Genomic DNA, 13,032 nt, shown 5'->3' on the forward strand with positions numbered 1-13,032 from the left:
TATTATTATGAAGAAAAAAATTGCAGGTGTACTGACAACAGTGCTTGCGGCGTCACTTCTTGTGGGCGGAAACCATCCGGTCACTGTTCAGGTGGACAATATGATCTCCGGGACACAGGATGACGAGGATACACAGTCTGATGAAGCGGAAGCAGAAGCTGCGGAAGCCGAAGAAGAACAGTCCGAAGAAGCCAAAGTAGCAGCGGATCCGGAGGACCAGCCGGCAGCTACCGAGACACCGAAGGAAGAAAAAAAGGCAGAAAAAGAAACACAGAAAAGGGAAGCTGCCGAGAACAGCTCCGACAGTACTTCCTCAGACGAAAAAACACTTCTCAAAAAAGCCAAAAAACTGGCACAGCAGTATGATTACACCGGCGCGATCTCCGTGTTGAAAAACAACTGGAAATTTGCCACCAGTGACAAGATGCAGGAAGCAGCAGCAGCCTACATGAAAAAAAGAGATGCCTGTGTGGAATATCCACTTGAGAATATCACCCATGTATTTTTTCATTCCCTGATCGTGAATACCTCACTGGCCTTTGACGGAGATTCCGATGAGGCCGGATATAATCAGATGATGACCACAGTCAGCGAGTTCAAAAAAATGCTCCAGATCATGTATGATAAGGGTTACGTACTGGTGAGTCCTCATGATATGGCTGTGATCAATGATGACGGAACCATGAGCAGGGGAAAGATCATGCTGCCGGAAGGCAAGATTCCTTTTGTTCTTTCAGAGGATGACGTCAGCTACTATCATTATATGGACGGAGACGGATTTGCCACAAAGCTGGTGATCGACGACAACGGAGATATCAAATGCGAGTATAAGAAGGCAGACGGTACAGTTGTGACCGGAGATTACGATGTGGTGCCGATCCTGGATTCCTTTATCAAAGAACATCCGGATTTTTCCTATCATGGAAGAAAGGGTATCCTGGCAATGACCGGTTATAATGGTGTTCTGGGCTACCGTACAGATGGGGCATATAAGACCAAGAAGAATCTTCAGGATGACCAGAAGGCTTTTCTCAAGGCCAATCCGGATTTTGACTATGATAAAGAAGTAAAAGCAGCCAAAAAAGTGGCGAAGGCCATGAAAAAGGACGGGTGGGAATTTGCAAGCCATACCTGGGGTCACAGAAACGCTACAAGCTCCACAGCAGCGGAGTTGAAGACCGATAATAAAAAATGGGAAAAATATGTGGCACCCATCCTCGGAAAAACCGATATGATCATTTTTGCCTTTGGTGCGGATATCGGCGACTGGGAAGGATACACTTCGGATAATGAGAAGTATGAGTATTACAAAAGCCGTGGCTACCGCTATTTCTGCAATGTAGATTCCAGTCAGTATTTTGTGCAGATCACAAGTGAATATTTCCGTCAGGGAAGACGGAATCTGGATGGATACAGAATGTATTACAATCCGGATATGCTCAGTGACCTGTTTGATGTATCGGAGGTGTGGGATTCTTCCAGACCGACACCGGTACCGGAAATGTAAGACAGCAAACACACTTTACAAATCTGTATAAAAAAAGATTATAATCGAACCGACAGTACTTGATGAAGGGAGTAGGTTATGAAGAAAAAAGCATATCTCATGGTTCTTGCACTGTGTGCGGCACTGGCGATCACTGCATGTGGCACATCAACAGACCAGAAAGATGACAAAAAACCTGCAGCAGAAGCGCAGGATACAACAGATAAAGAAGATTCCGGATCTGCAGATTCCAAAGAGTCAGAAGAAACGGCTTCCAATAAAGACAGCGAAGAGGCAGCCTCCGGAGACACAAGGCTTATTTCCGTGGATGATGTGAGCAAATATGTGACCATCGGAGAATATAAGGGGCTGACTCTTGATAACACAGTAGAAGCCGTAACCGATGATATGGTTGACGGAAGGATCAAGGAAGAGCTTCAGAACAAGGCTGAGGAAGTAACGGAAGGCAGTGTTCAGAACGGAGATGTGGTTACCATTAATTATGTGGGAACCAAGGACGGAGTGGCTTTTGACGGCGGTACTGCAAATAATTATGAGCTGACCATAGGCTCCGGAACGTTTATCGACGGATTTGAGGACGGGATCATCGGAATGAAAAAAGGTGAGACTAAGGATCTCGATCTGACTTTCCCGAAGGAATACTCTTCGGAAGAGCTGGCCGGACAGGAAGTGGTATTTAAGGTCACTCTGCAGAGCTTTAAGCGTGCACCTGAGCTTACCGATACCTGGGTAGCCAAGAATACAGACTGCAAGAGTGTGGATGATTACAAGAAGGAAATCCGTACTACACTGGAGGATGAAGCGAAGACAAGTGCACAGAACACATTGCGTGAAACTGCATGGAACACAGTGCTTTCAGCATCTGAAGTGAAGGAATATCCACAGGAGGATCTGGATACAGCCAAGACAGAGTTTCGCAGTCTGTATGAGAATTATGCAAAACAGGGTGATATGACGCTGGAGGATTTTGTAAAAGCTCAGGGAATCTCCATGGATGATTTTGAGGAGCAGAGCGGTCAGTATGCGGAGTTTAAAGTAAAGCAGAACCTGATCGTACAGGGGATCATGGATAAGGAGAATATGACACTTGAAGATAAAAAATCTCTCAGTATCCAGGATGAACTGATCAAAGCATACAGTGTGAAGGATCTGGCTGCGCTGGTAGATAAATACGGACAGGCAGCCGTGGATGAATCCATCGGACTTCTCAGAGTGGAAGATTTTATCCTGGACAATGCAACGGTTGAGGAGAAGGTTTCTGCCGGTGATACCCAGGGAGTAAACGGAGATGATCCTTCCTCGGACGGAAGCAGTGCGGAAGGTACCGTGGATGAAGAGCTGGAAGCGGCAGAGGCTACAGATATGGTGCCGGAAGACGGCGAGGCGGATCAGGATGCAGACAGCAGCACATCGGATGCAGCGGGTCAGGAGTGATCTGACAGTATCAGCAGCTAAAAAAGTGTGGTGCCCGGAATGTGTTCCGGGTGCCATTTTTTTTACATGTGCATCGCGAAGTGTGTTACTGAGAACGGAGTGAACAGTAACAAATTAAGAGATTCTTTCGGGAATTTCCATTGTATTTAAGCGTTAAATGCGGTATGATTAAAGACAGACATTAAATATCAAAGAAAGATATGAGTATATAAACGGGGATGTAAAAAATGGACAAAAGAGTTTTGCGTGAGAGGATGCGCAGAAAACAGCAACAGTTAAGACGGCGGCGGATGATGAAGCGGATAACCTGTGTAGTTGCGGCGATTCTTCTGCTGGTTTTTGTTGTTCGAGGGGTAATTCTTCCCATCGTCAACCATGCAGGCGGCGGAAGCAATAAGGATGCGGAGACAGTAAATGTTCAGGCAAATACCGCCGGAGCTTCCACAGACAGCAGTACGAAGGACGGTACGGCATCGACGGATACGGCTGCTTCGGATACAGACAGCGCGGATTCCGGTACGGATGCAACGGTGATGCCGGTAAAGGGCAGTGCAGCAGGCGAAAGGCTTTCTGTTATGACTCCGGGATGGCATGAGGATTCTACAGGAAAGTGGTATCAGAATCCGGATGGTACATATTATGTAAATGGTTTTGCGGATATTGACGGAACAACATATAGCTTTGATAAAAAGGGATACATGCAGACCGGATGGGTGGAGAAAGGTGTGAAGGACTATTATTTTAATGAGGATGGCTCTTATGATCCTTCCAAGAAGCGCCCGATGATCGCTCTGACTTTTGATGATGGTCCTGGAGAGTATACAGAGACACTTCTTGATACTGTTGAGAAATATAATATCCATGTTACGTTCTTTATGCTGGGACAGAATGTGGAGGGCCGTGAATCTACCATACAGCGAATGGTAAAGCTTGGCTGCGAGATCGGTAACCATACTTGGGATCATCCGGAACAGACGCTGCCGAATATGGATCTGGATTCTGTTATGCAGGAGTTCCAGAAGACGGATGATGCACTGGTAAAAGCCTGTGGGCAGGCATCAACGGTATGTCGTGCACCGTATGGCGCGATCACAGATGAGCAGATGAGTGCAGTTGGCAAGCCTTTCTTCATGTGGTCTACAGATTCTCTGGACTGGAAGCTGATGGATGCGGATGCAGATTATAATCAGATCATGAATGATTCTTCCTTGGGAGATGGTTCTATCATCCTGATGCATGATATTCATGAACCATCTGTGAAGTGTGCCACAGAGAAGCTGATCCCGGCACTGATCGACCAGGGATATAAGCTTGTAACAGTCAGCGAGCTTGCAGAAGCGAAGGATGTTACGTTACAGAGTGCTTCCTATTCTGACTTCTGGGACAGCTCTCTTCAGGCTGGTCGTGTTGCAGGATATGCAGGAAATTCCAGTGATTCAGAGGATTCCTCTGAGGATGGCTCCGATGGAAGCGATTCTTCTGACGGATCGGATGTCAGTGACGGATCTTCCGATGAAGGGGACTATTCCGATGGCTCTGACGAAAGTGATTATTCGGATGGATCTTCCGATGATGGAAGCTATGATGATGGTTCCTACGACGAATCTTATGACGATGGAAGCGAAGAATACTAAAAAATGACAGGAGAGACCTGAATGACAAAATGTGCGTCATTCAGGTCTCTTTTTTGACTTTATCTGACATTGTCGGATAATAGACACATATTAGCCGGAGAGGGTTTTTCCTTGACTGAAAATATGGGGATTGGTATAATTATAGAATAAAAAATTCCACTTAAAATTGGGGAATGGACGGTGGCAGAACTATAAAGGGAGGTACCTGAAAATGGGAAAAAAATTACAATTTACGGAGCTTGACCAGTATCTGTTTGGTCAGGGCACGAATTATGATATTTACAGGAAGCTGGGAGCACATCCAGATACGCAGAACCGGAAAAAAGGGGTTTATTTTGCAGTGTGGGCACCTAATGCACAGGCGGTTTCTGTTATAGGTGAATTCAACGAATGGGATACGGAGAAGAATCCCATGAAAAAAGTTGGACCCATTGGCGTTTATGAGACATTTGTACCGGGAGCGAAGATCGGACAGCTGTATAAATTTTACATTACAGGTGCACATGGTGAGGAGCTTTACAAGGCAGATCCATATGCCAATGCCGCTGAAATGCGTCCCGGAACAGCCTCTCGTATTACAGATATCACCAACTATAAATGGAAAGATGATACCTGGATGAAAAATCGCGAGAACTTTGATCCGGACACAAGTGCCATGTCTATCTATGAGGTGCATCCGGGTTCCTGGATGAAGCATCCGCAGACAGCAGAGGATGAGGATGGTTTCTATTCCTACAGAGAACTGGCGCCGAAGCTTGCACAGTATGTCAAAAAAATGGGATACACCCATGTGGAGCTTATGGGTATCGCAGAGCATCCTTTTGACGGTTCCTGGGGCTATCAGGTAACCGGCTATTACGCACCGACTTCCCGCTACGGAACACCGCAGGATTTCAAATATCTGGTGGATTATCTTCACCGTCAGAAAATCGGTATCATTCTTGACTGGGTACCGGCACATTTTCCGAAGGATGCACACGGACTGGTTAACTTTGACGGAACTGCTGTATATGAGCATGCAGATCCGAGACAGGGTGAGCATCCGGATTGGGGAACCAAGATCTACAATTACGGACGTCCGGAGGTGAAGAATTTCCTGATCGCAAACGCTCTTTACTGGGTAGAGGAATGCCACGTTGATGGTCTTCGTGTAGATGCGGTTGCATCCATGCTCTACCTGGATTACGGTAAGAAAGACGGTGAGTGGATCGCCAATAAATACGGCGGAAACAAGAATCTGGAGGCTATTGAATTTTTTAAGCATCTGAATACCGTTGTTCTCGGAAGAAATCATGGAACTGTCATGATCGCAGAGGAATCTACCGCATGGCCGATGGTAACAGGTAAGGCAGAAGACGACGGGCTTGGATTCTCTCTGAAGTGGAATATGGGCTGGATGAACGACTTCCTGGAATACATGAAGTTGGATCCATATTTCCGTAAATTTAATCATAATAAGATGACATTTTCTATGACTTATGCATACAGTGAGAAATATGTTCTGGTTCTGTCTCATGATGAAGTAGTACATCTGAAGTGTTCTATGCTGGAGAAGATGCCAGGAGAGCTGGATGATAAATTCAAGAACCTGAAGGCCGGATATACTTTTATGTTCGGGCATCCGGGTAAGAAGCTTCTGTTTATGGGACAGGATTTCGGACAGCTGCGTGAGTGGAGTGAGGCCAGAGAGCTTGACTGGTATCTTCTTGGCGAGGAAAATCATCAGAAGCTGCAGCAGTATGTCAGTGATCTTCTGCATATCTACCGCAAATATCCGGCACTTTACGGTGCAGATAATGATCCATCTGCATTTGAGTGGATCAATGCCAACGATGGCGACAGAAGTATCTTCAGCTTTGTGAGAAAATCTCCTACAAGACGTAATAATATCCTGATAGTATGCAACTTTACACCGGTAGCACGTCCGGATTACCGTGTAGGCGTTCCGAAGAAAAAACAGTACAAGCTGATCATGGATGAGCAGGGGCTTCTTCCGAAGGGCAAGGTATTTAAAGCCGAAAAGAAAAATTGTGACAACCGGGAATTTTCTTTTGCATATCCTTTGGAAGCTTATGGAGTTGGTATATTTACATACTGATATTCTGTATAGCGAAATCTTTGAAAGAAAATATAAAAGATAAAATAAAAATACCGGAGATCTGTGTACCTTTGAAGTGTTGGCTTCAGAGGTGCCGGATCTCCGGTATTTTATGGATCGGGGTATAAACTGGTTACGAGTTATCGCTATTCTTCGCTATCATCGTAGGAACCATCATCGTAGGAACCATCATCGTAGGAACCATCATCGTAGGAACCATCATCGTAGGAACCGTCGTCGTAGGAACCATCATCGTAGGAACCGTCGTCGTAGGAACCATCGTCAGAGTAACTGTCGTCGTAGGAACCGTCATCCGAGGAGTCGTCTGTGCTGCCTGAGTTATTATCAGCAGAGTTAAAGTCTTCGGAAGTGATGTCAATGCCTTTATCTGCGTAATATTTTTCTGCTGTGATAGAGTCGGTATCTTCTACGACATTTCCGGATGCATCGATCATGTTCAGGTCTGTGTCAATGGTCACATCCAGGAGGTTGGTTCCTGTGGATGGAGTGACATTCATGGACATGATCTCGTTGAACTTCTTTTTCAGGTTGTCAAGAGTGAATACACCGGAACCAATGTATGACTGTACACCGTTCTGAGATGCAAGTTCTTCTGTGTAATCGGAAAGCATATATGGTCCGAATTCACCGGCATCGCTGTTGTAATGCATGACCAGAGGTTCCACTGTAGGGGTCAGGATCTCAATTGAGGTCTTGCCGTCCTGTACGGTTTTCTGAATGGTGAATTTTGCCATTCCGCCGAGAAGTTCTTCCAGCTTCTGCTGGGTGGATACGAAATTTCCCAGAGAGTAGAAGACTACAGTTTCATTGCCTTTGTCATCAGTAAGGCGGCCATATGGCTGAAGTACATGTGGATGTCCGCCGATGATGACATTTACGCCCTGCTCCATAAGGTAGGCTGCCCACTGTTTTTCGTATTCGTTTGGCATGGTTTCGTCTTCGGTACCCCAGTGTGCTACAAAGATGATGCAGTCGGCCTGCTGTTTTGCTTTCTGGATCATGGCTGTGATCTTGTCTTTGCGGATCATGTCGATCATGTAGTCTTTTCCTTCAATGCCGCCTACGTTTGTGCCGTAGGTGTAATCCAGAAATGCGATCTTGATACCGTTTACTTCACGGATCTTGACGGTGTCGGCATCTTCCTGGGAGTCGTGGATCCCCAGAAGTGTGACATCCGGATATTTGGTTTTCCAGAAGTTCAGTGTGTCTGTGAGGAAGCCTTCTCCGAAGTCATCGATGTGGTTGTTGGCGGATTCTACTACGTTGAATCCTGCTTTTATAATGGCATCTCCTACTTCTGTGGGTGTTGCAAAGGATGGGTAGGAGCTTACGCTGTCATGGTCGGTTGTGAAGACGGTTTCCTGATCGATCATTTTGATGTCTGCGTCCTTGATGGCGTCCTGGATGTGGGTGTAGATCTTGTCGTAGTTCCAGTTTCCGTCAGAGGATGCGCCTGCGTCGATGAGACTCTGGTGATAGAGGTTGTCGCCTACTGCGATGACGGAGGCAGTGGTAGTTTCGGCAGTGGTGTCGGCTGCTTCCTGATCAGCCTTGGCTTTGACTGCCGCGGCTTTTTTCTGGGCGTCTATGGCTGGTTTGCGGATGAGGCGGTAGTCCAGTTGATTGAAGAAGAGGACCAGGATCGCAAGGACGATGACGGATGCCATAAGACTTACACGGGCATTGCTGCGTTCGCGGAAGTTCAGGGGGATGTTGTCCTTGGGGTTGCGCCGGGTTTCTCTGAGGGGCTCCGGGGTGGAGCTTTTTTTGAAGACTCCTTTGAGGGAGCCGGGGATTTTGATGTTGGGTGGAAATTTCATTTATGTTTTACCTTGTCTTTCTTTGGATTTTGAATGCGATTGATTGGTGATTGTTCGCTTTGTTATTTTTGATTTTTGTTGTGTGGTTGTATTATAGCAGATTTTTATTTTTGTGGGAAGAGGGTGGTGGGGGTGAACGTACGCCCGAGCCGGGGATGCTGTCTGGTCTGCGGCTTCGTCGGGGGCTGGCTTCTAGGCTGCCGGGAATCTGCTAAAAGCGTTTTCCAAAAGTCCGAACTCGCGTCTTGCAGCCGCTCAGACAGCGGACTTTTGAAAAACAACGCAGATTTCCGCCAGCCAAGAATCAGCTCCCCTCCTGCAGAGGCAGACCAGACAGCATCCCCGGCTCGGGCTGTGAGGTTCAAGGCGGTAGGGCTAGGGTGGCTGGGCGGGAGTTGGATGAGCCGTCAGCGCTGCGCTGGACGGCGTGGAGGAAAGGCTGAGTTTCCTTGTGGTTTGATGGGAAGGGGGGGGGGGCCGAGGTGCTTCGCTGTCGGCTGGGAGTGTGTCGAGGTGCTTCGTTGTCGGCTGGGAGTGTGTCGAATTGTGGTGGAATTTTTGGATGGGTTTTGCGTGATTTTTTCTCTGGTGTATGGTATGGTTGGTATATCTTATAAGATCTTTTGTCTGTATGGACATTCTTGGAGCTTCGGGTTCTGAAGCGTTTTCCATTTTTTGTTACTGTGAAGGTTCTGAAAATCCGTTTTATGGGGTTTTTATGTTTTCTTTGTATGGTATAATTTATATATCAGTAGGAGTGTTAATGAATAACAATACTATATTTGACGATGTTTTCCGGACAATGGTGGAGAAGATGACTTACCTGCTCGCTCCGCTTATCAACGAGGTGTTTCATACCTTATATCCGAAGGATGTGAAGATCGTGCATCTTCGGAATGAGCATCAGCTGGAGGACGGGGAACTGATCACGGATGCCCAGCTTTTGATCGGGGATAAGGTGTATCATATTGAGTGTCAGAGTACGGATGATATTACGATGGCGATCCGAATGTTTGAGTATGATTTTGCGATTGCTTTGGAGAGTAGGCGGAGAGTAGGACGGAAGTTTTATGTGGAGTTTCCGAGATCATGTGTAATTTATTTAAGATCTACGAAGAATACGCCGGATGTTGAGGAAGTGGAGCTTCTTCCGGATGGGCAGGTGTGTGTATATCGTGTTCCGACGGTGAAGGTGGAGCGTTATACAAAGGATAGCATTTTTGAGAAGAATTTACTGATGTTACTTCCGTTTTATGTAATGAGATACGAGGAGTCGGCGCATATAATAGGTGAGGATTCTGAGAAACTACGAAGATTATTGAATAACTGTGCGTCGCATTCTCGTTACTTCAGTAGTGATGAGTTAGACGCACTATTTTTGAAAATGAACAGAACAAATGTTTGTAAACTCTTCTTGCGTATGGTATAATAAAAACATGGAGAAAAATATATTTAATATCAATAATAATGGACTTTCATATGGTAGAGGATATGTGTATTCACTGCAGTACCATCTGGTATGGTGTACAAAATATCGGAAAAAAGTTTTAAAAGATGGTATTGATGCAGAATGCAAAGAAATGCTCTGTGACCTTGCAGAAGAATATAAATTTCAGATTCTGGCAATGGAGGTTATGCCGGATCATATCCATCTGCTTGTAGATTGCAGACCACAGTTTTATATCTCGGATATGATCAAGATCATGAAGGGGAACATTGCCAGGCAGATGTTTCTTGTGCATCCAGAACTGAAGAAGGAACTTTGGGGAGGGCATCTGTGGAATCCATCTTATTGTGCAGTAACTGTGAGTGACAGGAGCAGGGAACAGGTATGTTCTTATATCGAAGGGCAAAAAGAAAAACAGTAATCTGAAAGAACTCGTTTTTTATATTTGTAAGAAAGAGGAAAAAAGATGAGGACAGTATCCAGTTATGGCGTAGAACTGCGAAAACAGAATATCCCGATCCGCCAGACACTGGATATTTATCGTTCTGCGGTCAGTTGTCTGATTGAGATCTATGCCCAGGCATGGGATGAACTGGCAGTGATCACGGAACCTAAAAAACGTTTCAATACTGCAGAACATCTGGTGCATACCACAAAAAAGAATCAGGCAAGGTTTGATTTTGACCTGCGATTTCCAAAGATGCCTTCTTATCTCAGAAGGGCAGCTATCCAGCATGCCCTGGGAAGCGTATCCTCATATAAGACGAGGCTGGAACTGTGGAAAAAAATGGATAAGAAAGGCGGCACGCCGAAGCTGGTGTGTGGTAATCATGCTATGCCGGTATTTTACCGTGATGTGATGTACCGTGAAGATACTGAGGAAAAAGATGGAGCGTACCTGAAACTTTATGACGGCCATGACTGGAAATGGTTCCGTGTCGGTTTCAGCCATACAGATATGGAATATCTGAGGAAATACTGGGCGGGAAAAAGAACAGCAGCTCCCGTGCTGGAAAAAAGGCATCGTAAATACTTCCTGCGTTTTTCTTATACAGAAGAGGTGCCGCTTACAAAGGCACCTGTAAAAGAACAGATTATCTGCAGTGTGGATTTAGGAATCAATACGGATGCAGTCTGCACTATTATGCGGTCAGATGGAACTGTCCTGGGAAGAAAATTTATTGATTTTCCCAGTGAAAAAGACCGGATGTACCGTGTGCTGGGACGGATACGCAGGTTCCAGCGGGAACATGGTTCTGTACAGGTGAAAAGCAGATGGGCTTATGCGAAGCGTCTTAACACAGAACTTGGAAGAAAGATCGCAGGAGCAGTTGCAGGATATGCGGAAGAAAACCATGCGGATGTGATCGTGTTTGAGTATCTGGAAACAAAAGGAAAGATATCCGGAAGAAAGAAACAGAAGCTGCATTTGTGGAGAAAAAGGGATATCCAGATAAGATGTGAACATCAGGCGCATCGCAGAGGGATGCGGATATCCAGGATCTGTGCATGGAATACCAGCAGGCTTGCCTGGGATGGGTCGGGAACAGTTGTCCGTGATCCAGGCAATCATAGTTTATGTACATTCCAGAATGGAAAAAGATATAACTGTGATCTTTCGGCGTCCTATAATATTGGAGCAAGATATTTTATCCGGGAACTCTTAAAACCCCTTCCGGCAACGGAAAGGTCTTTGCTGGAGGCAAAAGTCCCTTCAGTAAAGCGTAGGATCTCATGTGTATATGCGGACTTAAGAGAACTATTTTCAGAAATGGAACTCTTAAGAGTAGCATAAACACAGGCAGATATACAGCGGATTACCTGCAGTGTGGGAACCTGCCATATCTGGCATGGAAAAAGCGCATGACTGCGCATATCCTAAGTTACAGGCGTATCCGTCGATATTTAGCCTTGTCGCTTAAAGCGACTGAGGAGCATGTGACTTTAGTCGTGTGAGATCCACTAGATTAATTGTAAGGATATCAGATTACATTTTCCGAAAAGAAGAAAAAATCAAGTAGAAAGGAGTAGATGAAATTATAGGTGGAAAGGTTTTACAGTTGGAATCGGAACGCTTGTTTGAGCTGGGAGAAGCACGTGGGAAAATTATTGGAAAAGCAGAAGGAAAAGCAGAAGGAAAAGCAGAGGGAAAAGCAGAGGGCGAGGCTATTGGAGAAACGAGGATGAGGATGTTGATCAATCGTTTGATCGCGGATGGTCGAATGGATGAGATTGGGAAAATCATAGACAGTGCGGAGGCTTGCAGGGAGTTGTATAAAGAGTATGGTTTGTGAGAAATAAAGAGGATATTTTGTTACTGGTGACAAATGTCAGATTTTTACAGAAGAGAGGATATAAACATGGGTGTTTACAGGCGTAAGGCACAGTATCATGAGACGGATCAGATGGGGATCATCCATCATTCCAATTATGTGAAATGGATGGAAGAGGCCCGGATCGATTTCATGAAGGAGTTGGGCTTTGGTTATGGTGAGGTGGAGAAGAGGGGGATTGTTTCTCCGGTTGCAGGGGTTTCAGTTTCTTATAAGAAGCCGGTGCTTTTTGATGATGTAGTTGGGATTTCGGTTTCGGTGAAGAAGTACAGTGGTGTGGTTCTGGAGCTGGCTTATGAGTTTTTTAATGTGACCAGAAGTGAGGTTTGTACAGAGGCTTCCTCGAAGCATTGTTTTACCAGGAATGGGGAGCTGGTTTCTCTGAAAAAAGAGATTCCGGAACTGGATGTGCTGTTCAGAAGCTGTGTGAAGGGGGATTGAGTCTGATGGAAGTTGTGGAGATGCTTGATAATCTGAAGGAAAAGGCCCGCAGGGACCCGGCGCTTCGGGAGATGTTGCTTGCTACCCGCAGGGAGAAAGCGCCGCTGGCTGCTTTCTGTAAGAAGTGCCGGGAGCTTGGGGTTCCGGTTTATGAGATGGATCTGATCGCAGCTGGTGAGGAATTTTATGCAGCGATGAAGAGGAGTACCAATGGCGGCGGAGAGAATTCTCCGATGCTTGAGGGTGAGGATGATTTTTATGAACTGTTTTTTGCTGGGTTGGAGTGAAAAAATAGTT

Annotated in this window: 11 protein-coding genes; 10 read left to right on the forward strand and 1 reads right to left on the reverse strand. The window is 45.8% G+C overall.

The genetic code is table 11. The features are described 5' to 3' along the window. Positions 1-7: 7 nt before the first annotated feature. From NQ489_RS01250 to glgB, 4 genes are all read left to right on the forward strand, one after another. Positions 8-1,507 carry a polysaccharide deacetylase family protein gene (locus NQ489_RS01250; protein ID WP_021653067.1) on the forward strand — a complete coding sequence of 500 codons (1,500 nt, stop codon included), beginning with the start codon at positions 8-10 and terminating at the stop codon, positions 1,505-1,507. Between the two features lie 78 nt (positions 1,508-1,585). Continuing rightward, positions 1,586-2,941 carry a trigger factor gene (tig, locus tag NQ489_RS01255; RefSeq protein ID WP_021653066.1) on the forward strand — a complete coding sequence of 452 codons (1,356 nt, stop codon included), beginning with the start codon at positions 1,586-1,588 and terminating at the stop codon, positions 2,939-2,941. 227 nt (positions 2,942-3,168) lie between these two features. Next, entirely contained in the window at positions 3,169-4,575 is a 1,407-nt protein-coding gene (locus tag NQ489_RS01260) for a polysaccharide deacetylase family protein (protein ID WP_021653064.1), read from the forward strand. A 211-nt stretch (positions 4,576-4,786) separates the two neighbouring features. Beyond that, positions 4,787-6,673, forward strand: coding sequence for a 1,4-alpha-glucan branching protein GlgB (glgB, locus tag NQ489_RS01265; RefSeq protein ID WP_021653063.1), 1,887 nt, complete (start codon positions 4,787-4,789; stop codon positions 6,671-6,673). A 146-nt stretch (positions 6,674-6,819) separates the two neighbouring features. On the opposite strand, the gene NQ489_RS01270 is transcribed toward glgB, so the two are convergent. Next, on the reverse strand, positions 6,820-8,514 hold the full coding sequence (locus NQ489_RS01270) for a CapA family protein (RefSeq protein WP_227945568.1): 1,695 nt from the start codon (positions 8,512-8,514) through the stop codon (positions 6,820-6,822). A gap of 763 nt (positions 8,515-9,277) precedes the next feature. Between NQ489_RS01270 and NQ489_RS01275 the strand changes: the two genes are divergently transcribed. The 6 genes from NQ489_RS01275 (at position 9,278) to NQ489_RS01300 (ending at position 13,022) form a co-directional block, all read left to right on the forward strand. Further along, positions 9,278-9,943 (forward strand): hypothetical protein, encoded by a 666-nt coding sequence (locus NQ489_RS01275; RefSeq protein ID WP_156906916.1) that lies wholly within the window; start codon positions 9,278-9,280, stop codon positions 9,941-9,943. 7 nt (positions 9,944-9,950) lie between these two features. Continuing rightward, complete coding sequence (gene tnpA, locus NQ489_RS01280; RefSeq protein ID WP_021651194.1) at positions 9,951-10,382, forward strand: IS200/IS605 family transposase; 432 nt, start codon at positions 9,951-9,953, stop codon at positions 10,380-10,382. Between the two features lie 45 nt (positions 10,383-10,427). Continuing rightward, entirely contained in the window at positions 10,428-11,756 is a 1,329-nt protein-coding gene (locus NQ489_RS01285) for a transposase (RefSeq protein ID WP_021651193.1), read from the forward strand. 265 nt (positions 11,757-12,021) lie between these two features. Then, positions 12,022-12,255 carry a hypothetical protein gene (locus tag NQ489_RS01290; protein ID WP_021651192.1) on the forward strand — a complete coding sequence of 78 codons (234 nt, stop codon included), beginning with the start codon at positions 12,022-12,024 and terminating at the stop codon, positions 12,253-12,255. A gap of 66 nt (positions 12,256-12,321) precedes the next feature. After that, a complete protein-coding gene (locus tag NQ489_RS01295) occupies positions 12,322-12,735 on the forward strand; it encodes an acyl-CoA thioesterase (RefSeq protein ID WP_227945569.1) in 414 nt (137 codons plus the stop codon). A 5-nt stretch (positions 12,736-12,740) separates the two neighbouring features. Beyond that, complete coding sequence (locus tag NQ489_RS01300; RefSeq protein WP_021651190.1) at positions 12,741-13,022, forward strand: hypothetical protein; 282 nt, start codon at positions 12,741-12,743, stop codon at positions 13,020-13,022. Positions 13,023-13,032: the final 10 nt, after the last annotated feature.

Origin of the sequence: Blautia sp. KLE_1732_HM_1032, from assembly GCF_025147905.1 — a bacterium.
In the GTDB taxonomy this organism is placed as follows: Bacteria; Bacillota; Clostridia; order Lachnospirales; family Lachnospiraceae; genus Blautia_A; species Blautia_A fusiformis.